The sequence below is a fragment of the Streptomyces sp. NPDC018029 genome, from assembly GCF_044327655.1.
Lineage (GTDB): Bacteria > Actinomycetota > Actinomycetes > Streptomycetales > Streptomycetaceae > Streptomyces.
On the sequence record NZ_JBIRFV010000003.1, the window covers coordinates 93,907 to 115,531 of the forward strand.

Sequence of the window (21,625 nt, forward strand, 5' to 3'; positions counted from 1 at the left end):
GCGCCCATTTCGCGCGTTCCACCCCTCTGTATCCAGGAAGAAGCAGCCACCGTGTCTGACCCGAACCTGAACGATGCCGTTGAGCCTCGCGGAGAGAACGCGGAGTCTGTGGAGGACCAGCTCGACATCGTCGAGGCGGCGGACGCCGAGGACCCGGACCAGGCCGACGCTGCCGACGCCGCCGCGGGCGAGCCCGCCGAAGAGGCCGCCATCCACCTGGAGGGCGACGCCGAGGCCGTAGCCGAGTCCGACGAGGACGAGGCCGCCGTCGCCGAGGTCGCCGACGAGGAGTCCGCCGAGGACACCGATGGCGCGGACGCCGCGGACGAGCCCGAGGAGGAGGCCGAGCCGGTCGACCCGATCGTCGCCCTCCGCGAGGAGCTCCGCACCCTCCCCGGCGAGTGGTACGTCATCCACACCTACGCCGGTTACGAGAACCGCGTGAAGACCAACCTCGAGCAGCGCGCCGTCTCGCTCAACGTCGAGGACTTCATCTTCCAGGCCGAGGTGCCGCAGGAAGAAGTCGCCCAGATCAAGAACGGCGAGCGCAAGACGATCCGCCAGAACAAGCTCCCCGGCTACGTGCTGGTGCGCATGGACCTGACGAACGAGTCGTGGGGCGTCGTCCGCAACACCCCCGGCGTCACCGGCTTCGTGGGCAACGCCTACGACCCGTACCCGCTGACCCTGGACGAGATCGTCAAGATGCTCGCCCCGGAGGCCGAGGAGAAGGCCGCCCGCGAGGCCGCGGAGGCCGAGGGCAAGCCGGCTCCCGCCCGCAAGGTCGAGGTCCAGGTCCTGGACTTCGAGGTGGGCGACTCGGTCACCGTCACCGACGGCCCGTTCGCGACGCTGCAGGCGACGATCAACGAGATCAACGCCGACTCGAAGAAGGTCAAGGGCCTCGTCGAGATCTTCGGCCGCGAGACCCCGGTCGAGCTCAGCTTCGACCAGATCCAGAAGAACTAGCCCTCGCGGCTTCCTGAGCTTCCTCTGGAACACACACCTCCGACCAGGTCAGACGGGCTGCCAAAGCCGGTCTGACCTGCTCGGTTTTTAGCCGCGCGACTATACCCGTTATCGTTGTGCGGTATGCCTCCATCCGGATGACCGGATGGCCGGCTGAAAACTCTCACTAGGACCCGGAGAGAGCTATGCCTCCCAAGAAGAAGAAGGTCACGGGGCTTATCAAGCTCCAGATCCAGGCTGGTGCCGCCAACCCGGCCCCGCCGGTCGGCCCCGCCCTGGGCCAGCACGGCGTCAACATCATGGAGTTCTGCAAGGCCTACAACGCCGCGACCGAGTCGCAGCGTGGCTGGGTGATCCCGGTGGAGATCACGGTCTACGAAGACCGCTCCTTCACCTTCATCACCAAGACGCCGCCGGCCGCCAAGATGATCCTCAAGGCCGCTGGTGTCGAGAAGGGCTCCGGCGAGCCCCACAAGACCAAGGTCGCCAAGGTCACCGAGGCGCAGATCCGTGAGATCGCGCAGACCAAGATGGAAGACCTCAACGCCAACGACCTGGACGCCGCGTCGAAGATCATCGCCGGCACCGCCCGTTCCATGGGCATCACGGTCGAGGGCTGAGACTCCTCCCCCGTCTGACCTTTCTCCAGTGGTAGGGCCAAGCGCTGGCCCGCACCACGACTCCATACCTGAACACACCAGGAGCAGAAGTGAAGCGCAGCAAGACTCTCCGCGCTGCGGACGCCAAGATCGACCGGGAGAAGCTGTACGCCCCGCTCGAGGCCGTCCGTCTCGCCAAGGAGACCTCCGCGACCAAGTTCGACGGCACCGTCGAGGTCGCCATGCGTCTGGGCGTCGACCCGCGCAAGGCCGACCAGATGGTCCGTGGCACCGTGAACCTCCCGCACGGCACCGGCAAGACCGCCCGGGTCCTGGTCTTCGCGACCGGTGACCGTGCTGCGGCCGCGGAAGCCGCTGGCGCCGACATCGTCGGCTCCGACGAGCTCATCGACGAGGTCGCGAAGGGCCGCCTGGACTTCGACGCCGTCGTCGCCACCCCGGACCTCATGGGCAAGGTCGGCCGCCTCGGCCGCGTGCTCGGTCCGCGTGGTCTGATGCCGAACCCGAAGACCGGCACCGTGACCCCCGACGTCGTGAAGGCTGTCAACGACATCAAGGGCGGCAAGATCGAGTTCCGCGTCGACAAGCACTCGAACCTGCACTTCATCATCGGCAAGGTGTCCTTCGACGACACCAAGCTGGTGGAGAACTACGCCGCGGCCCTGGAGGAGATCCTCCGTCTGAAGCCGTCGGCCGCCAAGGGTCGCTACATCAAGAAGGCCGCCATCACCACCACGATGGGCCCCGGCATTCCGCTCGACTCGAACCGCACCCGCAACCTCCTCACCGAGGAGGACCCGGCCGCCGTCTGAAACTGACGGCAGCCGCGTCGCGTACGCGTTCTGTGGACGGGCCCCGCAACCTTTCGAGGTGCGGGGCCCGTCCTGTTTGTGTACGGGCCTTTCGGTTACGTCTGTCAGAGGCCTGCGTTAGCGTGCAGACACCATGAACGCCAAGGGGTGGGACAACATGAACAGCACGATCATGCGCCGGACAGGTCTCTCGATCGCGGTGGTCGCGGCACTGACGGGTCTTACGGCCTGTGGCTCGGGGGACTCCTCGGACAAGGCCGACGGCGACAAGGGCAAGGGCGGGATCAGCCTCAGCCCGATAGCCGCCCTGCGCACGGTCGAGAAGTCGACCGACAAGGCGGACACCGCCCGGATCGACGGTTCGACCACCATGGGCACGCTCACGTCCATGGACATGAAGGGCGTCATGGGCTGGTCCGACGGGATCACGGGCAATGTCACGGTGACGTTCACGGGCGGCACGCAGGCCCAGCAGATGCGGCAGCTGGGCCAGACGAAGCTCGACTACCGCTATCTGAAGAACGGCTTCTACGCGAACATGGGCGACAAGTTCGCGGCCCAGGCGGGCGGGGGCAAGCACTGGCTCGAGTACGACTACGACACGCTCGCCGAGATGAGCGGCGCCGCCGGCCAGGCCTTCCAGGACCAGATGCAGAACAGCACGCCGAACCAGTCGGTGAAGATGCTCCTTGCCTCCGGTGACGTGAAGCGCGTCGGCGAGGAGAAGGTCCGCGGGACGCAGACGACCCACTACTCCGGCAAGGTCGACATCGCGGACTTCACCGCCAAGAGCGCGGACCTGGACAAGAACCGGCTGTCCGAGCTGAAGAAGCAGTTCGAGCAGGCCGGCATCAGCACCGAGACCATCGACATCTGGGTCAACGAGGACGACCTGCTGGTCAAGAAGATCGAGAAGGCCGACACGAAGAACGGCCCCTTCGAGCAGACGGCCTACTACAGCGACTACGGCACCCCGCTCTCCGTCGAGAAGCCCCCGGCCTCGGACACCATGAGCTTCAAGGACCTCCTGAACAGGCAGCCCGCGGCATAACCCGTGAGCTCCGGCCCCGCCCCTCGGGTACTCTCTGCAAGCAGAAAATAAGTCGATCATGTGTTCCTAGGGGTGGGGTCATGAGCATTTCCGTACGTATGGGCAGCAAGAGAACCGCGAGCGCCGCGCTGGCGGCCTTGCTGCTCGCCGGCGGCGCCGTCGGCTGCGGGTCGGAGAAGTCCGACAAGGCGGGGGAGGACATGGCGCCCGCGGCGGCCGTCAAGAAGGCCGCGGACAAGACCGAGGGCCTCACCTCGTTCACGTTCCGGATGAAGGGCACCGTCCCGGGTGACGGGCGGGTCCAGGCCGACGCGGCGATGAGCACCAAGCCGCTCGCCATGCAGATGAAGATGTCCGCGCCCGACCAGGGCCCGGACAAGATGGAGCTGCGCTACGTCGACGGCGGCATCTACCTCGGCGGCGGCAAGGCGGCCGCCAAGGAGATGGAAGGCAAGAGCTGGATCAAGTTCGACGCCAAGGCCATGGAGAAGGCGGGCGGCAAGTCCGCCGCCACCTCGGCCTCGGCCCAGGCCGACAACAACCCGGCCGACCAGTCCACGCTCCTGACCGGCTCCAAGGACCTGAAGAAGGTCGGCAGCGAGTCCGTCGGCGGCGTCGAGACCACCCGCTACACGGGCACGGTCACGCTCGACCAGATGCGCAAGCTCATCGAGGACGAGGACGCGGCCACCAAGAAGCGCCGCGAGAAGAGCATCAAGCAGTACGAGGACATGGGCGTCGAGAAGCTCACCATGGACATGTGGGTCGACGGCGAGGACCACACCAAGCAGTTCCGCGCCCGCGGCAAGGGCGACAAGGGCCGCCTCGACATGACCATCACCTTCCTCGACTACAACAAGCCGGTGAACGTCGAGGCCCCGCCGAAGGCGCAGGTCATGGACCTCTCCAAGGAGATGAAGGGCCTCGAGGGCTGACGGCCGACGCCGGATTTGCCTGACGCGGACCCGTTCGCGTAGTCTTCCCCAGAAGCCAAAGACCGCTGGTCGTTGCCGTTCTCTCGCAAGAGGGGGCGGTGGCCGAAGGATCCGCTGAGACGGCGGACGACCCGCGCAGGTGACTGTGGATGTGCTCCTGAATCGCATGCGATTCGGTCGAGCTCACGCCCCGTGCGCCTGCGCCGGGGCGTTTCGTTTTGTCGGCCCCTTTTGAGCGGTCCTCATCACCCGGAAGGAGGCCGACGCTCTATGCCGACGCCCGACAAGGCTGCCGCGGTAGCCGAGCTCACGGACAAGTTCCGCAGCTCGAACGCCGCCGTGCTGACCGAGTACCGGGGTCTCACCGTGGCCCAGCTCAAGCAGCTGCGCCGTTCCCTCGGTGAAAACTCCGAGTACGCCGTGGTGAAGAACACGCTGACCAAGATTGCGGCCAACGAGGCCGGGATCGACACGCTCGACGACCTGTTCACGGGTCCGACGGCGGTTGCCTTCGTCACCGGTGACCCGGTGGAGTCGGCGAAGGGTCTTCGTGACTTCGCCAAGGACAACCCGAATCTCGTCATCAAGGGCGGTGTCCTTGATGGCAAGGCGCTGTCCGCCGATGAGTTCAAGAAGCTCGCGGACCTCGAGTCCCGCGAGGTTCTGCTCGCCAAGCTGGCGGGCGCCATGAAGGGCAAGCAGTCCCAGGCTGCCGCGCTCTTCCAGGCGCTTCCCTCGAAGTTCGTCCGCACCGCGGAGGCGCTTCGTGCCAAGAAGGCCGAGCAGGGCGGTGCCGAGTAATTCGGCTCGCACATTGACCGCCGCCTGAGGCGACGGTCACAGCGGGCCCAACGTACGCCCGCCTCCATGTACACCCGGCACCAGCCGAATTAGTGGAAGGACGCCATCATGGCGAAGCTGTCCCAGGACGACCTGCTCGCGCAGTTCGAAGAGATGACCCTCATCGAGCTCTCCGAGTTCGTGAAGGCCTTCGAGGAGAAGTTCGACGTCACCGCCGCCGCCCCGGCCGCCGTCGCCGTCGCGGGCCCGGGTGCCCCGGCCGCCGAGGCCGAGGCCGAGCAGGACGAGTTCGACGTCATCCTCACCGGCGCCGGCGAGAAGAAGATCCAGGTCATCAAGGTCGTGCGTGAGCTGACCTCGCTGGGTCTCAAGGAGGCCAAGGACCTCGTCGACGGCACCCCGAAGCCGGTCCTCGAGAAGGTCGCCAAGGACGCCGCTGAGAAGGCCGCCGAGGCCCTCAAGGGCGCCGGCGCCTCCGTCGAGGTCAAGTGACCTCACGAGTCGTCTGACTCTCTTCACCGCACGTACGGCGGAAACGCTGTAACGCGCGGGACGCCTAAGGCGATCACCCATGTGGGTGGTCGCCTTTCGGCGTTCCCGGGCACGCGTGTGAGGGCGCCTTGCGATGTCGGTCCCGGCGAGTATGGTGATCTTCGTTGTGCCTCGGGACAGCCCGTGACGGTGAGTGTCCCAGGGCGACGTCTGGGCAGGGGGGCCTTGACGAACCGCACGCAGCGCGCAATTCTCAGGACGCGTCGTCACAACGATCCGGATCCGAGGCATGGATCGGCGGCGAAGAGGGCAGTATCGATGTGCATCGAGGGCGTGGCTTGCAGCAGGGGTTGAGAACAACGAGGGTCTCCCAGAACCCGCACTGGACATCAGTGGGCCAACTGGCTACACTGACCCTTTGCGCTGCCTGTTAGCTGCCTCCTGCCCGTCACCAGGGGCATGCCCATGCTTGAGCACCGTGGACTGAAACTGCCCTGACCTGGCCAAACAGCCAAGTCAGGGGGATCCGTCCCTGTGTCCAGCCTGGGACCGGTACGCGCGTAGTGAGTCCGAGCCCTCGGAAGGACCCCCTCTTGGCCGCCTCGCGCACTGCCTCGACCGCGAATACGAACAACGGCGCCAGCACCGCCCCGCTGCGCATCTCCTTTGCAAAGATCAAGGAGCCCCTCGAGGTTCCGAACCTTCTTGCGCTGCAGACCGAGAGCTTTGACTGGCTGCTCGGCAATGACGCGTGGAAGGCTCGTGTCGAGGCGGCTCTGGAAAGCGGACAGGACGTCCCCACCAAGTCCGGTCTGGAGGAGATCTTCGAGGAGATCTCCCCGATCGAGGACTTCTCCGGGTCGATGTCCCTGACGTTCCGCGACCACCGCTTCGAGCCCCCCAAGAACTCGATCGACGAGTGCAAGGAGCGCGACTTCACGTTCGCCGCCCCGCTCTTCGTCACGGCCGAGTTCACCAACAACGAGACCGGCGAGATCAAGTCCCAGACGGTCTTCATGGGCGACTTCCCGCTCATGACCAACAAGGGCACCTTCGTCATCAACGGCACCGAGCGTGTCGTCGTGTCGCAGCTGGTCCGTTCGCCGGGTGTCTACTTCGATTCCTCGATCGACAAGACGTCCGACAAGGACATCTTCTCCGCCAAGATCATCCCGTCCCGGGGTGCCTGGCTGGAGATGGAAATCGACAAGCGCGACATGGTCGGTGTGCGCATCGACCGCAAGCGCAAGCAGTCGGTCACCGTTCTGCTCAAGGCTCTCGGTTGGACGACCGAGCAGATCCTCGAGGAGTTCGGCGAGTACGAGTCCATGCGCGCCACCCTGGAGAAGGACCACACCCAGGGCCAGGACGACGCGCTGCTCGACATCTACCGCAAGCTCCGTCCGGGCGAGCCGCCGACCCGTGAGGCCGCTCAGACCCTGCTTGAGAACCTCTACTTCAACCCCAAGCGCTACGACCTCGCGAAGGTCGGTCGCTACAAGGTCAACAAGAAGCTGGGTGCGGACGCTCCGCTCGACGCGGGCATCCTCACGGTCGAGGACATCATCGCCTCGATCAAGTACCTGGTGAAGCTGCACGCCGGTGAGACCGAGACCGTTGGCGACAGCGGCACGTCGATCGTCGTCGAGACCGACGACATCGACCACTTCGGCAACCGCCGTCTGCGCAACGTCGGCGAGCTCATCCAGAACCAGGTCCGCACGGGTCTGGCTCGTATGGAGCGCGTCGTCCGCGAGCGCATGACGACCCAGGACGTCGAGGCGATCACGCCGCAGACCCTGATCAACATTCGCCCGGTCGTGGCGTCGATCAAGGAATTCTTCGGCACCTCGCAGCTGTCGCAGTTCATGGACCAGAACAACCCGCTGTCGGGTCTCACCCACAAGCGCCGCCTGTCGGCTCTTGGCCCGGGTGGTCTCTCCCGTGAGCGGGCCGGCTTCGAGGTCCGTGACGTGCACCCGTCTCACTACGGCCGCATGTGCCCCATCGAGACGCCCGAAGGCCCGAACATCGGTCTGATCGGTTCGCTCGCCTCGTACGGCCGCGTCAACGCGTTCGGCTTCGTCGAGACGCCGTACCGCAAGGTCGTCGAGGGTCAGGTCACCGACGACGTCGACTACCTGACGGCCGACGAGGAGGACCGCTTCGTCATCGCGCAGGCCAACGCGCCGCTGACGGACGACCTCCACTTCGCCGAGGCCCGCGTCCTGATCCGCCGCCGTGGCGGAGAGATCGACTACGTGCCCGGCACGGACGTCGACTACATGGACGTCTCGCCGCGCCAGATGGTGTCCGTCGCGACCGCGATGATCCCCTTCCTGGAGCACGACGACGCCAACCGTGCCCTTATGGGCGCGAACATGATGCGTCAGGCCGTGCCGCTGATCACCGCCGAGGCTCCCCTCGTCGGCACCGGCATGGAGTACCGCTGCGCGGTCGACGCCGGTGACGTGATCAAGGCCGAGAAGGCGGGTGTGGTCCAGGAGGTCTCCGCGGACTACGTCACCGTCACCAACGACGACGGCACGTACACCACGTACCGCATCGCCAAGTTCTCCCGGTCGAACCAGGGCACCTCGGTCAACCAGAAGGTTGTCGTCGACGAGGGCGCCCGCGTGATCGAGGGCCAGGTCCTGGCCGACGGTCCCGCGACCGAAGAGGGCGAGATGGCCCTCGGCAAGAACCTGCTCGTGGCGTTCATGCCGTGGGAGGGTCACAACTACGAGGACGCGATCATCCTGTCGCAGCGCCTCGTGCAGGACGACGTCCTCTCCTCGATCCACATCGAGGAGCACGAGGTCGACGCCCGTGACACCAAGCTCGGCCCGGAGGAGATCACCCGGGACATCCCGAACGTCTCCGAGGAGGTCCTCGCCGACCTCGACGAGCGCGGCATCATCCGTATCGGTGCCGAGGTCGTCGCCGGCGACATCCTCGTCGGCAAGGTCACGCCCAAGGGTGAGACCGAGCTGACGCCCGAGGAGCGCCTGCTCCGCGCGATCTTCGGTGAGAAGGCGCGCGAGGTGCGCGACACCTCGCTGAAGGTGCCGCACGGTGAGATCGGCAAGGTCATCGGCGTCCGCGTCTTCGACCGTGAAGAGGGCGACGAGCTGCCGCCGGGCGTGAACCAGCTGGTTCGTGTCTACGTGGCGCAGAAGCGCAAGATCACGGACGGTGACAAGCTCGCCGGCCGCCACGGCAACAAGGGTGTCATCTCGAAGATCCTGCCGATCGAGGACATGCCGTTCCTCGAGGACGGAACTCCGGTCGACATCATCCTGAACCCGCTGGGTGTGCCGTCCCGAATGAACCCGGGACAGGTCCTGGAGATCCACCTCGGCTGGCTCGCCAGCCGCGGCTGGGACGTCTCCGGTCTCGCGGACGAGTGGGCGCAGCGCCTCCAGGCCATCGGCGCCGACAAGGTCGAGCCCGGCACGAACGTCGCCACCCCCGTCTTCGACGGTGCGCGTGAGGACGAGCTCGCCGGTCTGCTGCAGCACACCATCCCGAACCGCGACGGCGAGCGCATGGTGCTCCCGTCCGGCAAGGCGCAGCTGTTCGACGGCCGCTCCGGTGAGCCGTTCCCGGACCCGATCTCGGTCGGGTACATGTACATCCTCAAGCTGCACCACCTGGTCGACGACAAGCTGCACGCGCGTTCGACCGGCCCGTACTCGATGATCACCCAGCAGCCGCTGGGTGGTAAGGCCCAGTTCGGTGGCCAGCGCTTCGGTGAGATGGAGGTGTGGGCGCTGGAGGCATACGGCGCCGCTTACGCCCTCCAGGAGCTGCTGACGATCAAGTCCGACGACGTGACCGGCCGCGTGAAGGTCTACGAGGCCATCGTCAAGGGCGAGAACATCCCCGAGCCCGGCATTCCCGAGTCCTTCAAGGTGCTCATCAAGGAAATGCAGTCGCTCTGCCTCAACGTGGAGGTGCTGTCCTCGGACGGCATGTCCATCGAGATGCGCGACACCGACGAGGACGTCTTCCGCGCGGCGGAGGAGCTCGGCATCGACCTGTCCCGGCGCGAGCCGAGCAGCGTCGAAGAGGTCTGACGGGTCTGGCCGGGGCCTCCTCGTGAGGCCCCGGCCCTGCCCCGGACCCGTACAGACCATGATTGAGACTCGACCCCGAAAGAGGGATTGACGACAAAGTGCTCGACGTCAACTTCTTCGACGAGCTGCGGATCGGCCTTGCCACCGCGGACGACATCCGACAGTGGTCCCACGGCGAGGTCAAGAAGCCGGAGACCATCAACTACCGCACCCTCAAGCCCGAAAAGGACGGACTCTTCTGCGAGAAGATCTTCGGTCCGACCCGGGACTGGGAGTGCTACTGCGGTAAGTACAAGCGTGTCCGCTTCAAGGGCATCATCTGTGAGCGCTGCGGCGTCGAGGTCACTCGCGCCAAGGTGCGCCGTGAGCGGATGGGCCACATTGAGCTGGCCGCGCCCGTCACGCACATCTGGTACTTCAAGGGCGTCCCGTCGCGCCTGGGTTACCTCCTCGACCTCGCCCCGAAGGACCTCGAGAAGGTCATCTACTTCGCGGCGTACATGATCACGTTCGTGGACGAGGAGCGCCGTACGCGCGACCTGCCGTCCCTGGAGGCGCACGTCTCCGTAGAGCGTCAGCAGATCGAGAACCGTCGCGACTCCGACCTGGAGGCCCGCGCCAAGAAGCTCGAGACCGACCTGGCCGAGCTCGAGGCCGAGGGTGCCAAGGCCGACGTGCGCCGCAAGGTGCGCGAGGGCGCCGAGCGTGAGATGAAGCAGCTGCGCGACCGTGCGCAGCGCGAGATCGACCGTCTCGACGAGGTGTGGAACCGCTTCAAGAACCTCAAGGTCCAGGACCTCGAGGGCGACGAGCTGCTCTACCGCGAGCTGCGTGACCGCTTCGGCACGTACTTCGACGGCTCCATGGGTGCCGCTGCCCTGCAGAAGCGCCTGGAGTCCTTCGACCTCGACGAGGAGGCCGAGCGCCTCCGCGAGATCATCCGTACCGGCAAGGGCCAGAAGAAGACCCGTGCGCTCAAGCGCCTCAAGGTCGTCTCCGCGTTCCTGCAGACCAGCAACAGCCCCAAGGGCATGGTGCTCGACTGCGTGCCGGTCATCCCGCCGGACCTGCGTCCGATGGTGCAGCTGGACGGTGGCCGCTTCGCGACCTCCGACCTGAACGACCTGTACCGCCGTGTGATCAACCGCAACAACCGCCTGAAGCGCCTTCTCGACCTCGGTGCGCCCGAGATCATCGTGAACAACGAGAAGCGCATGCTCCAGGAGGCGGTCGACGCCCTCTTCGACAACGGCCGTCGTGGTCGCCCGGTGACGGGCCCCGGCAACCGTCCGCTGAAGTCCCTCAGCGACATGCTGAAGGGCAAGCAGGGTCGTTTCCGTCAGAACCTGCTCGGTAAGCGTGTGGACTACTCCGCGCGTTCCGTGATCGTCGTCGGTCCGCAGCTGAAGCTGCACCAGTGTGGTCTGCCGAAGGCCATGGCGCTGGAGCTCTTCAAGCCGTTCGTGATGAAGCGCCTGGTCGACCTGAACCACGCGCAGAACATCAAGAGCGCCAAGCGGATGGTCGAGCGCGGCCGCACGGTCGTGTACGACGTCCTCGAAGAGGTCATCGCCGAGCACCCGGTTCTGCTGAACCGTGCGCCCACGCTGCACCGCCTCGGCATCCAGGCCTTCGAGCCGCAGCTGGTCGAGGGCAAGGCCATCCAGATCCACCCGCTCGTCTGCACCGCGTTCAACGCGGACTTCGACGGTGACCAGATGGCCGTCCACCTGCCGCTCTCCGCGGAGGCGCAGGCCGAGGCCCGCATCCTGATGCTGTCCTCGAACAACATCCTGAAGCCGGCCGACGGTCGTCCCGTCACCATGCCGACCCAGGACATGGTGCTCGGTCTCTTCTTCCTCACCACGGACGAGGAAGAGCGCAAGGTCATCGGCGAGGGCCGGTCCTTCGGCTCCACGGCCGAGGCGATCATGGCGTTCGACGCGCGTGAGCTCTCGCTGCAGGCGAAGGTCGACATCCGCTTCCCGGTGGGCACCATCCCGCCGCGCGGCTGGACCCCGCCGGTCAGCGCCGAGGGCGACGACTTCGAGGGCGAGCGGGCGTACCAGCAGGGCGACAGCTTCCGGCTGCGTACGACCCTGGGCCGCGCGCTCTTCAACGAGCTGCTGCCCGAGGACTACCCCTTCGTCGACTACTCCGTCGGCAAGAAGCAGCTCTCCGAGATCGTCAACGACCTCGCCGAGCGCTACCCCAAGGTCATCGTGGCGGCGACGCTCGACAACCTGAAGGCGGCGGGCTTCTACTGGGCGACCCGTTCCGGTGTCACCGTGGCCATCTCCGACGTCGTCGTGCCCGAGGCCAAGAAGGCCATCGTCAAGGGCTACGAGGAGCAGGACGAGAAGGTCCAGAAGCAGTACGAGCGCGGTCTGATCACCAAGGACGAGCGCACGCAGGAGCTCATCGCGATCTGGACCAAGGCGACCAACGAGGTTGCCGAGGCGATGAACGCGAACTTCCCCAAGACCAACCCCATCTTCATGATGGTTGACTCGGGTGCCCGAGGAAACATGATGCAGATGCGGCAGATCGCCGGTATGCGTGGTCTGGTGTCGAACGCGAAGAACGAGACGATCCCGCGTCCGATCAAGGCCTCGTTCCGTGAGGGCCTCTCCGTCCTCGAGTACTTCATCTCCACGCACGGTGCCCGTAAGGGTCTGGCGGACACGGCTCTCCGTACCGCCGACTCCGGTTACCTCACCCGTCGTCTGGTCGACGTCTCCCAGGACGTCATCATTCGCGAGGAGGACTGTGGCACCGAGCGCGGTCTGAAGCTCAAGATCGCGGTCAAGGGCGAGGACGGTGTCCTCCGCAAGACGGAGAACGTCGAGACCTCGGTGTACGCCCGCATGCTGGCCGAGGACGTCGTCATCGACGGCAAGGTCATCGCGCCGGCCAACGTCGACCTCGGTGACGTCCTCATCGACGCCCTGGTCGCCAACGGCGTCGAGGAGGTCAAGACCCGCTCGGTCCTGACCTGTGAGTCGGCGGTCGGCACCTGTGCCTTCTGCTACGGCCGTTCGCTCGCCACCGGCAAGCTGGTCGACATCGGTGAGGCGGTCGGCATCATCGCCGCCCAGTCCATCGGTGAGCCGGGTACGCAGCTCACCATGCGTACCTTCCACACCGGTGGTGTGGCCGGTGACGACATCACCCAGGGTCTGCCCCGTGTCGTCGAGCTCTTCGAGGCTCGTACGCCGAAGGGTGTCGCCCCGATCTCCGAGGCCGCGGGCCGTGTCCGCATCGAGGAGACCGAGAAGACCAAGAAGATCGTCGTGACCCCGGACGACGGCAGCGACGAGACGGCGTTCCCGATCTCGAAGCGTGCCAAGGTCCTGGTGCGCGAGGGTGACCACGTCGAGGTGGGCCAGAAGCTCACCTTCGGTGCCACCAACCCGCACGACGTGCTGCGGATCCTCGGTCAGCGCGCGGTCCAGGTCCACCTGGTCGGCGAAGTCCAGAAGGTCTACAACAGCCAGGGCGTGTCGATCCACGACAAGCACATCGAGATCATCATCCGGCAGATGCTGCGCCGCGTGACGATCATCGAGTCCGGCGACGCGGAGCTGCTGCCGGGCGAGCTCGTCGAGCGCTCGAAGTTCGAGACCGAGAACCGTCGAGTCGTGACGGAGGGTGGCCACCCGGCCTCCGGCCGTCCGCAGCTGATGGGTATCACCAAGGCCTCGCTGGCGACGGAATCCTGGCTGTCGGCCGCCTCCTTCCAGGAGACGACCCGAGTCCTGACGGACGCGGCGATCAACGCCAAGTCCGACAGCCTCATCGGCCTCAAGGAGAACGTCATCATCGGTAAGCTCATCCCGGCCGGTACGGGTCTTTCCCGCTACCGCAACATCCGGGTCGAGCCCACCGAAGAGGCCAAGGCCGCGATGTACTCGGCCGTCGGCTACGACGACATCGACTACTCGCCCTTCGGGACGGGTTCGGGTCAGGCTGTGCCGCTGGAGGATTACGACTACGGGCCGTACAACCAGTAGGACCCAGGTCTGTTGAAGGGCGGTCACCTTTTGGGGTGGCCGCCCTTCGGCGTTGTCTACCGGCCCTGTCCCAGGTAGGGGCGCAGCCGGTGCACCCGGGTCGCGTAGTCGGGGTGGGTGGAGAGCAGGCGGGTCAGGAGCCCCGGTTCGCCCGGTCCGCCCATGGCTGCGGCCGCCCGCCGCCTGGTCTCGGTCTCCGCCGTGTGCATGGCCTGCAGCACCTGCGTGAGCATGGGGGCGAAACCGAGGACTGCGGCGTGCCGGTCCGCGCGCAACTCGGCCCGGCGGCCGACTGCCGCGGTCAGATACGGGGTGACCAGCAGGATGAGCGGCAGCCCGTAGAGGAGCGTGATCGTGGCATACGTGAGGATGCCGATCAGTAGCACCAGCGCGGTTGTGGCCAGCCAGGAGAACTGGCTGGTGAGGACCATGGTGTAGCCGACGATCAGGCGGATCGCGTACCAGGCCGCCCGGCCCGGCAACGCGTACCAGTAACCCAGCAGGGACACCCAGACATGGCCGCCTGTGTGGTGCCCCAGCTCATGGGCGAGGACCGCGGCGAGCTGGGAGCTCGGCAACCGGTCGAGGGCGAACCGGGTGACCCCCACGATGGCCGGCCGCGGCATACGCGTTGAGTTCCTCGCTGTCCTCCACCCACAGTTCGTACGTCCGGCCGTCGACACCCGCGCGGGCGGTCACCTCCTGCCAGACGGGGTGGAGACGCGCGTACTCGTCGGGCATGGGGCGGTGCAACCGTAGGAGGTACCGGGCGAGGAGGTCCTCCGTGGGTCGGTGGAAGAGCAGCGCCGCGGACGCGAGCCAGATGGCCGGCGGTATCCATATGGGGACGCCCAGCCAGGCTTCGAGGCCCGCGGACAGTAGGAGGACCACCAGCAGGCTCATGGCTGTGCCGGGTATGTACAGGAGTAACTGGCCGAAGGCTGTGGCGTCGAACCCGCGCTGCCGGGCGAGGTGGTGGAGGCGCCTGCCGCGGTGCCGGTAGTCGAGGTCGTCGTCAGGGGGGTCCGGGCGTGGAGGGTCGGTCGGTGGGGGCATGGTCAACCTCCAGAGAGGGGCGTCAGCCGATGAGGAGGGAGCAGGGGAGCAGCACGACAGCGGTGGCGAAGGCGATGAGGCCCGTGCGGATCCACTGGTGCTTGCGCAGGGCGATTCGGCTGGTCGCGGCCAGCGCGATGAGGATGCTCTCCGACGTGGCACGTTCGGTTTCGATCAGCGCCTGCGTCAGGCGGCCGCAGCGGGCGGCCCGCTGGACGTCGGCGAAGTGCGTCAGGGGAGCGCCGGGGGTCCAGCTGCCGTCGTAGCGGGGCAGGACGGCCATGAGCAGGGCCAGGACCGCGAGCAAGAGGGCGAGCATCCCCGCCCACCATGTGGAGCTGCCCGGCCCGGAGAAGGCGGCTGGGGGCCATCCCCGCTTGGCGAGGAAACCCGTGAAGACTCCGGCCGCCGTACCGAGGGCCGTGACCAGCACGGTCGCTTTGGTGTCGGCGCGGACGATCTCGGTGCGGAGGTCCAGGAGCAGGCGCTCGGCTGCTCCCGCGCCCGGCTCGCGAGCGGGGGCTGGTGTGCGGGTGGCGGTGGGGATGCGGGTGCCGGTCACGGCGTCGGCTCGTCTGTCGCGTCGCCGCTGTTCCCACGGCTGCTGCCGCCGTCACGCCTGCTGCCCTTACCGCCGGTGTCATGGGCCTGCTCCTGCTCCGCCGGGGCGGTGGGGGAGCTGCCGTATCCCGGGGGCGGCCACAGGCTGGGGAGGGGCTCGGGCCGGTCCGCCTCGCGGGCTCCGGGGAGGGTCTGGCTGAGGAGCCTGTCGACCACCTCCATGGCCTGCCGTTTGGGACCTTCCAGTTCGTAGTTCTCGGTCCCGTCGCTGTGCAGCAGCTCCCGTGCCAGCTCCAGCTCGGCGTGCAGCAGCCGGAGTTGGTCCTCGCGCATGGTGTTGAGGACGAGTCGTGAATCCTCCGGGTGCGCGGCCAGATGCATCGCCCAGGCCACCACGCCGCCCTGCTCCAGGTACTTCTGGTAGAACGCGATCTTCTGGATCTCCAGCTCCCGGAGCTCCGCCATGCCATGCCGTTCGACACGGACCTGTTCGACGGCGGTGTGGTCGATGGACTGGAGCCGCCGCTCGTGGTCGATGGCCTGCTGATCGCGGCGGAGCCGGAGGGTCCAGGTCACGCGCAGGCCGCAGGCCGCGCCCGGCGCCGTCAGGCGGGACAGCAGTTCCCCTTCGGCCGTGGCGCTGTCGTCGATGGCGAAACGGCGGGCCAACGGACGGGCCGCCCGCTGCAGTTCACCGAGGAGCAGGACGGGAACGTCCCGGTGGCCGCTCCGCACGAAGGCGGCGGGGTCGCGGACCTGCCAGGAGAAGTCGACCTCGGCGACGAACTCGAAGGCGTCGTTGCTGCTGGGCAGAGTGATGTCGGCCCGATGCTGATGAACACCCATGTCGACCTCGTACACGGCGGTGCAGCGCTTCGCCGCCACTTCCCGGCGACTCGGCCGGAGCGGCGGCAGGTAGGAGAGGTGTCCGCCCGCGGCGGTCGAGAAGACCAGGGCGTGATCGATGCGGGTCAGCGTCCTGCGGGCGAAACCGAACCGCGAGATCTGCCGCACGCTGATGACGGGGTCGACGAGTGAGCTCTGCCGGCCGGAGGGCTGCTGCCAGTCCGGTGAAGGGTGGAAGTCGGGCATGGCTCTGTCTCCTTGACGGATGCGTGAGGAGGGTGAGGGCGGGCCGCGTGGGTTCAGCGGTGGCCGGGGAGGGCGGTCAGCAGGCGTGCGGCCACGGCCGGCGGGGACATGCCGTCCTCGCCGCGCACGGTGCGCAGGAGGTGGCTGGTGCGCCTGTGTTCCGCCGCGGTGGTGATCAGGGCGGGGAGCAGGGCGGCGAGTGCCCATTCGCTCGTCGGGTCCGTGTCGGCGACGCGGACCCAGTCGCCCAGCTCTTGGAGCGCGTCCTTCGTGTGGTGGCGGTCGTCGAGCGCCGAGCGCCAGAGCCGGGCTATCCCGGCCGCGGCACGTCCGCCGTCCGCCGCCGACGTGGCGTACCAGTGGAGGACCAGGGGCTGGCCGTGACGTTCGTCGTTCTCTCTGCGGCGGCACGCGCTGAGGAAGCCGCTCAGGGCGAGGTCGTGCACGGGCCGGTCCTCGTCGAGCACCCGGAGCAGCTCGCCGAGAACCTGGTCGCGGACGGTGGATAGGAGCAGCAGCTCCACCGACTGGGCGAGCTGCTCCATCATGCGCCGGTGAGCGTCGTCCGTATCCGCTTCGGCATCCGGCGCCATCCCGTCGTACTGCTTGCGGGCGGCCGCCCGGAGAGCGGCGAGTGTCTGCTCCGGCCGTTCCGCGCCGATCAGGCCGTACGTGCGAATGGCCACCCAGCGCAGCCCTTGGTCGTCTCCACCGCTCCAGGAGTCGAGGATGCTCGGGACGTTCGGCGCGTCGAGGAGATGCGCGAGCGTCAGCGCGTTCACGGCCACGAGCCGTCGGCGGAACAGATGGGACCGGGCCCAGGGCTCGATGACCAGGGCCATGGTGGAGGGCAGGTCCGCGTAGGCGAGGACGGCCACGGTCGAGGCCGCTCGGGTGCGTACGAGAGGCCTCCCGTCGTCGGCGAGCTGCCGCAGCCACCGCACCAGGGCCGGCCTGGCCGAGGGGTGGCCGGTCCACACCTCGCGCAGCAGGACGAGGGAGATCCGGTCGTCGCGGAAGGCGGCCTTGGACTGGGTGACCGGCCCCCACTCCGTGTTCTCCTTCGCCGGGTAGCGCTTGGCGCGCGCCAGCTGGAGGCGCTTGCCGATGTGGGTGCCGAACACCGGGACCCGGGGGTGGAGGGCGGAGTCCTCTGTGGTCTGCAGCGCGGCGTAGAGCAGGTCGCTCAACTCGGCGGTGAGTGCGTACGGGCCACCGTCGAAGGCGGCCAGTGCCACCAGGAACGCTTTGTCCCGCAGCGGGACCCGGTCCTCGTCCTCCTCGAACCACTCCTGGACCTGGCTCTCCAGAGCGGCCAGCGAGAACGTCCCGATGGAGTCCTCGCCCTCCTCCCCGTCCGCGTACCGCCGCAGGGCCCGGGCGAAGGCCTCGACCTCACGCAACTGGTGATCGCGGCCGAGGAACTCGGCGACGGCGGGAAGAGCCAGCAGCCGCTCCGCCGTCGCCTCGTCGGTCAGCCCGCGCACGTGCGAGGCGAGCACATCGGCAGGGCCCGGCGGCTGCCACTCGGTCGCGGAGATGTCCTCCAGCGCGGCGTGGGGGCCGACGGTGATCACCAAGTACGCGCCGTCCTTGGCGAGCCGCTCGCGGGCTGCGAGCAGATGCGGCTCCCTGAGCGGCTGGTCGCGCCGCGTCGTCAGGTCGCACAGCACGTATCCCTTGGCGGGGTGCTGTTCGTCGCTGAGCTGTTGGACCAGCTCGGCCGGGGTGGTGTCACGGACCAGGGTGCGGACCGGGGACACGCCCAGGCGGTGGAGCAGCATCAGCGCCGCGGTGCGGCGGCCGGTGAAGTGGGCGCCGGACAGCACGATGACCCGCTCGGTACGCAGCCGCGCCAGGAGCCCGCGGAAAGCGACCTCGTCGGTGACGAAGAGCGGCGCGAGTCGGTCAAGCGTGGACTGGGGCACCTCTCCGGAGCTGTGACTCACGGCGGAGAAGCCGTAGTGGTGGACCTCCGTCTTGCTGCCCATGATCACGTCGCCGGCGATCAGGCCGCCGCTCACGCCGTGCTGGTCACCGGTGACCAGGCTGCCGCCGAACCGGGCGTTGGCGCCGACGCCCATCGTTTTCGGACTGTGGTCCACCAGGTCCCGTCGGGCCGACCAGGCGTCCTGGGGCTGGTCCTGCTCTTCCTCCTTCTTCTCGGCGCGCTCAGGAGAGCCGCTCTCCGGGGTGGGCTGTTGTGCGGCGTCGCCGTCCTGGTCGCCGGTGCCCTGCGGAGGGCCCGGTTCGCCGGTGGTCATTTCCGCTCACCGTGTTCACGGGTGTTGCCGCCGAGGTGTACGTCCCCGTGGACGACGCCACCGCTCACGCCGTGCTGGTCGCCGTTCACGAAGCTGCCGCCGAACGACGGGGAGCCGCCGAGGAAGTTGACGGAAGAGGGCTCGGCACGCGTCGGCCCAGGGGGTTCGGCCCGGTGGCCCGTGTCGTCGGGGGCATCGCAGGTGTCGGAGGACACGCCCCGCGGCACCGGACCGTGCAGCCACGCCCGCAGCGGCCCGTTCTTGCTGCCCATGGTGACGGCGTGGAACTCGTCCTTGGGAATGCCCGGGTAGTCGTGCCGGACGATGCCGCTGTGCACCGTCTCCGAGACGCAAAGAGCGAAGTCGTCCGGGCGTTCCCGCAGTGCGGCACGCAGGAGCTCGCCGTCGAGCAGTCGGCAGGCGAGGTTCAGATGGGTGCCCACCCAGCCGTCGAGCTCGTCGATCGTCACGTAGCCCGTGGCGAGCACGGCACGGAGCCGGATCTGGGCGGACGCCGACGCCATCCGGTTCACCGCCCGCAGCTCCACCGGCAGCTCGGACAGCAGGGCACGGAGCAGCCCCGTCATCGAGGCGCCCGCGTCGATGAGCTCCATGACGGAGTCACCGCGGTCGGCACGCCGGCGCAGGGTTCCGTCGATGCCCGCGCTCTCCAGGATGCGGTCGGTGATGCCGTAGAGCATCCGCCGGAGATAGGCCTGCTCGATGTCGTCCCTGTCGCTGTACTTCTCGATGTCGAGCAGGAGGATGGTCCGGCTCACGGGGTCGCTCATGGTCACCTCTCAGCTGGGGTGCTGTGCCGCGCAGCAGCTTGGCGGCGGGGTGACCCGGACCGTGAGGTCGGATGACGCACTCGAAGTGTGACCGCGTGCACAGAGCGGGTCCGGCGCGTGGCATGGGAGCCCGTCAGACGTCCGGGTGTTCGGAGCGGGCGATGCGCCGCAGGACGTCCGGCCGCACGATCAGCAGAGCCCTTCGCCCGGTGACCACGACACCTCGTGCGCGCAGTTCTTTGAGGAGACGCTGGACCGCTTCCCTGGACGCTCCGACGGACCCGGCGAGCTCCTGCTTGCTCAGGGGTACGCAGAGCTCGATGCCCTCGTCGGTACGTCGGCCATGCGTACGGGCCAGATCGAGCAGCAGTACGGCGAACCGCTCCCGCACGCTCATCGAGGCGAACTCCAGGCGCCGTCGGTCGGCGGCACGGGTGCGGTCGGAGGTCAGTCCGAGCAGAGCGAACGAGACGGTGGGGGAGTGGGAGAGGAAGTCGGTGAAGTGCTCGCGCTCCACGGCCACGGCGCGCACCTGTTCCAGAGCGGTCACGGTCGCCGAACGCGGCCGACCGGTCAGCGCGGCGGACTCACCGATGACGTCGCCGGGGCCGCGCAGCGCGAGGAGGGCCTCGTATCCGTTCGGAGCGGCCGCGGTCACCTTGGACCAGCCCTGTACGAGGAAGAGAACGTGGGACGATGGCTCACGCTCGTGCAGGAGCACGACCCGGGGCGCGAAATCGAGTACGTGGCCCAGGGCCAGGAGGGCGGAGCGATCAGCGCTCTCCAACCGTGCGAGGAACGGGACCTGGTCGTCCAGGCCCCCACCCGGTAAATGCGCCCCCGCCATGCCGCCCTCCTTGATCGGTACGCAATGCACCGTTCAAGTTACTGAATGTGCCCATGGTGTAGTTCGAATTGGCCGAACCGGTGGTGGATCAAGGTCGAGAAGTCCGGCGTGTCGCGGTGGCCTGCATTTGTTTTGACCAGACTCGATGAGGTAGGTACGCTCAGACCTTGTGCCTGGGGTGTGCCTGGGCTCGTGCGCGTGTCTTCAACCGCATCGCGAGTCCGTCAACAAGGCCACCGTGATCTGCGCCCCTTTCCGCCTTGCGGCGGGAGTCTGCAGGATTCGACACACCCGACCGCGTGGGTCGGCGACGTTCCGGGTTAGCTTTACTATTCGGCACACAGAAACCGGAGAAGTAGTGCCTACGATCCAGCAGCTGGTCCGTAAGGGCCGGCAGGACAAGGTCGAGAAGAACAAGACGCCCGCACTCGAGGGTTCGCCCCAGCGCCGTGGCGTCTGCACGCGTGTGTTCACGACCACCCCGAAGAAGCCGAACTCGGCCCTCCGTAAGGTCGCGCGTGTGCGTCTGACCTCCGGGATCGAGGTCACGGCCTACATTCCGGGTGAGGGACACAACCTGCAGGAGCACTCCATCGTGCTCGTGCGTGGTGGCCGTGTGAAGGACCTGCCTGGTGTTCGTTACAAGATCATCCGCGGTTCCCTCGACACCCAGGGTGTCAAGAACCGCAAGCAGGCCCGCAGCCGCTACGGCGCCAAGAAGGAGAAGTAAGAATGCCTCGTAAGGGCCCCGCCCCGAAGCGCCCGGTCATCATCGACCCGGTCTACGGTTCTCCTCTGGTGACCTCCCTCATCAACAAGGTGCTGCTGAACGGCAAGCGCTCCACCGCCGAGCGCATCGTGTACGGCGCCATGGAGGGCCTGCGCGAGAAGACCGGCAACGACCCGGTCATCACGCTGAAGCGCGCGCTCGAGAACATCAAGCCGACCCTCGAGGTCAAGTCCCGCCGTGTCGGTGGCGCGACCTACCAGGTCCCGATCGAGGTCAAGCCGGGCCGTGCGAACACGCTCGCCCTGCGCTGGCTGGTCGGTTACTCCCGCGCCCGTCGCGAGAAGACCATGACCGAGCGTCTGCTCAACGAGCTCCTCGACGCCTCCAACGGCCTCGGTGCCGCTGTGAAGAAGCGCGAGGACACCCACAAGATGGCCGAGTCCAACAAGGCCTTCGCGCACTACCGCTGGTAGTCGCTACCCACATCGAGACCGAGAGAAGACTGAGCCGAC

At 67.5% G+C, this 21,625-nt stretch carries 17 protein-coding genes; 11 read left to right on the forward strand and 6 right to left on the reverse strand.

Annotation, left to right across the window (positions count from 1 at the left end):
* Positions 1-51: 51 nt before the first annotated feature.
* The 9 genes from nusG to ACH4D5_RS09050 all read left to right on the forward strand — a co-directional run bounded on the left by nusG (position 52) and on the right by ACH4D5_RS09050 (position 13,772).
* Positions 52-969: a transcription termination/antitermination protein NusG gene (nusG, locus tag ACH4D5_RS09010; RefSeq protein ID WP_398300172.1), complete on the forward strand. Its 918-nt coding sequence runs from the start codon at positions 52-54 to the stop codon at positions 967-969.
* 185 nt (positions 970-1,154) lie between these two features.
* Positions 1,155-1,589 (forward strand): 50S ribosomal protein L11, encoded by a 435-nt coding sequence (gene rplK, locus ACH4D5_RS09015; RefSeq protein WP_030782612.1) that lies wholly within the window; start codon positions 1,155-1,157, stop codon positions 1,587-1,589.
* An 89-nt stretch (positions 1,590-1,678) separates the two neighbouring features.
* Positions 1,679-2,401: a 50S ribosomal protein L1 gene (gene rplA, locus ACH4D5_RS09020; RefSeq protein WP_362994399.1), complete on the forward strand. Its 723-nt coding sequence runs from the start codon at positions 1,679-1,681 to the stop codon at positions 2,399-2,401.
* 157 nt (positions 2,402-2,558) lie between these two features.
* Positions 2,559-3,452 carry a hypothetical protein gene (locus tag ACH4D5_RS09025; RefSeq protein WP_398301387.1) on the forward strand — a complete coding sequence of 298 codons (894 nt, stop codon included), beginning with the start codon at positions 2,559-2,561 and terminating at the stop codon, positions 3,450-3,452.
* Positions 3,453-3,532: 80 nt separating this feature from the next.
* A complete protein-coding gene (locus ACH4D5_RS09030) occupies positions 3,533-4,387 on the forward strand; it encodes an LppX_LprAFG lipoprotein (RefSeq protein ID WP_398300175.1) in 855 nt (284 codons plus the stop codon).
* Positions 4,388-4,657: 270 nt separating this feature from the next.
* A complete protein-coding gene (rplJ, locus tag ACH4D5_RS09035; protein ID WP_398300177.1) occupies positions 4,658-5,188 on the forward strand; it encodes a 50S ribosomal protein L10 in 531 nt (176 codons plus the stop codon).
* Positions 5,189-5,296: 108 nt separating this feature from the next.
* Positions 5,297-5,680, forward strand: a complete 384-nt coding sequence (gene rplL / locus ACH4D5_RS09040; protein ID WP_398300179.1) for a 50S ribosomal protein L7/L12 — start codon at positions 5,297-5,299, stop codon at positions 5,678-5,680.
* 593 nt (positions 5,681-6,273) lie between these two features.
* Positions 6,274-9,759 carry a DNA-directed RNA polymerase subunit beta gene (gene rpoB, locus ACH4D5_RS09045; protein WP_362994408.1) on the forward strand — a complete coding sequence of 1,162 codons (3,486 nt, stop codon included), beginning with the start codon at positions 6,274-6,276 and terminating at the stop codon, positions 9,757-9,759.
* 98 nt (positions 9,760-9,857) lie between these two features.
* Entirely contained in the window at positions 9,858-13,772 is a 3,915-nt protein-coding gene (locus tag ACH4D5_RS09050) for a DNA-directed RNA polymerase subunit beta' (RefSeq protein ID WP_398300181.1), read from the forward strand.
* Between the two features lie 56 nt (positions 13,773-13,828).
* Here ACH4D5_RS09050 and ACH4D5_RS09055 read toward each other — a convergent pair whose 3' ends face one another.
* From ACH4D5_RS09055 to ACH4D5_RS09080, 6 genes are all read right to left on the reverse strand, one after another.
* Positions 13,829-14,398 carry a M48 family metalloprotease gene (locus ACH4D5_RS09055; protein ID WP_398300183.1) on the reverse strand — a complete coding sequence of 190 codons (570 nt, stop codon included), beginning with the start codon at positions 14,396-14,398 and terminating at the stop codon, positions 13,829-13,831.
* Positions 14,399-14,850: 452 nt separating this feature from the next.
* On the reverse strand, positions 14,851-15,390 hold the full coding sequence (locus tag ACH4D5_RS09060; protein WP_398300185.1) for a Pycsar system effector family protein: 540 nt from the start codon (positions 15,388-15,390) through the stop codon (positions 14,851-14,853).
* On the reverse strand, positions 15,387-16,481 hold the full coding sequence (locus ACH4D5_RS09065) for a hypothetical protein (protein WP_398300187.1): 1,095 nt from the start codon (positions 16,479-16,481) through the stop codon (positions 15,387-15,389). Before ACH4D5_RS09065 ends, ACH4D5_RS09060 begins: the two co-directional genes overlap by 4 nt.
* Before the next feature lie 53 nt (positions 16,482-16,534).
* Entirely contained in the window at positions 16,535-18,745 is a 2,211-nt protein-coding gene (locus ACH4D5_RS09070) for a hypothetical protein (RefSeq protein ID WP_398300189.1), read from the reverse strand.
* Positions 18,742-19,536, reverse strand: coding sequence for a hypothetical protein (locus ACH4D5_RS09075; protein ID WP_398300191.1), 795 nt, complete (start codon positions 19,534-19,536; stop codon positions 18,742-18,744). The genes ACH4D5_RS09070 and ACH4D5_RS09075 overlap by 4 nt, the downstream gene beginning before the upstream one ends.
* 133 nt (positions 19,537-19,669) lie before the next feature.
* Complete coding sequence (locus ACH4D5_RS09080) at positions 19,670-20,383, reverse strand: Crp/Fnr family transcriptional regulator (RefSeq protein ID WP_398300193.1); 714 nt, start codon at positions 20,381-20,383, stop codon at positions 19,670-19,672.
* 358 nt (positions 20,384-20,741) lie between these two features.
* Here ACH4D5_RS09080 and rpsL point away from each other — a divergent pair, with 358 nt between their 5' ends.
* Both rpsL and rpsG read left to right on the forward strand, forming a co-directional pair.
* A complete protein-coding gene (gene rpsL, locus ACH4D5_RS09085) occupies positions 20,742-21,113 on the forward strand; it encodes a 30S ribosomal protein S12 (protein WP_003948652.1) in 372 nt (123 codons plus the stop codon).
* A 2-nt stretch (positions 21,114-21,115) separates the two neighbouring features.
* Positions 21,116-21,586 carry a 30S ribosomal protein S7 gene (rpsG, locus tag ACH4D5_RS09090; RefSeq protein ID WP_003974303.1) on the forward strand — a complete coding sequence of 157 codons (471 nt, stop codon included), beginning with the start codon at positions 21,116-21,118 and terminating at the stop codon, positions 21,584-21,586.
* The last annotated feature ends 39 nt before the right edge of the window (positions 21,587-21,625 follow it).

Bases quoted from the DNA above. Each gene is read 5' to 3' on its own strand.
- ACH4D5_RS09080 (WP_398300193.1), bottom strand. From the start codon at position 20,383: ATGGCGGGGGCGCATTTACCGGGTGGGGGCCTGGACGACCAGGTCCCG.
- ACH4D5_RS09070 (WP_398300189.1), bottom strand. From the start codon at position 18,745: ATGACCACCGGCGAACCGGGCCCTCCGCAGGGCACCGGCGACCAGGAC.
- rplL (WP_398300179.1), top strand. From the start codon at position 5,297: ATGGCGAAGCTGTCCCAGGACGACCTGCTCGCGCAGTTCGAAGAGATG.
- rplK (WP_030782612.1), top strand. From the start codon at position 1,155: ATGCCTCCCAAGAAGAAGAAGGTCACGGGGCTTATCAAGCTCCAGATC.
- ACH4D5_RS09065 (WP_398300187.1), bottom strand. From the start codon at position 16,481: ATGCCCGACTTCCACCCTTCACCGGACTGGCAGCAGCCCTCCGGCCGG.
- rpsG (WP_003974303.1), top strand. From the start codon at position 21,116: ATGCCTCGTAAGGGCCCCGCCCCGAAGCGCCCGGTCATCATCGACCCG.
- ACH4D5_RS09030 (WP_398300175.1), top strand. From the start codon at position 3,533: ATGAGCATTTCCGTACGTATGGGCAGCAAGAGAACCGCGAGCGCCGCG.
- ACH4D5_RS09025 (WP_398301387.1), top strand. From the start codon at position 2,559: ATGAACAGCACGATCATGCGCCGGACAGGTCTCTCGATCGCGGTGGTC.
- rplJ (WP_398300177.1), top strand. From the start codon at position 4,658: ATGCCGACGCCCGACAAGGCTGCCGCGGTAGCCGAGCTCACGGACAAG.
- ACH4D5_RS09055 (WP_398300183.1), bottom strand. From the start codon at position 14,398: ATGCCGCGGCCGGCCATCGTGGGGGTCACCCGGTTCGCCCTCGACCGG.
- ACH4D5_RS09075 (WP_398300191.1), bottom strand. From the start codon at position 19,536: ATGAGCGACCCCGTGAGCCGGACCATCCTCCTGCTCGACATCGAGAAG.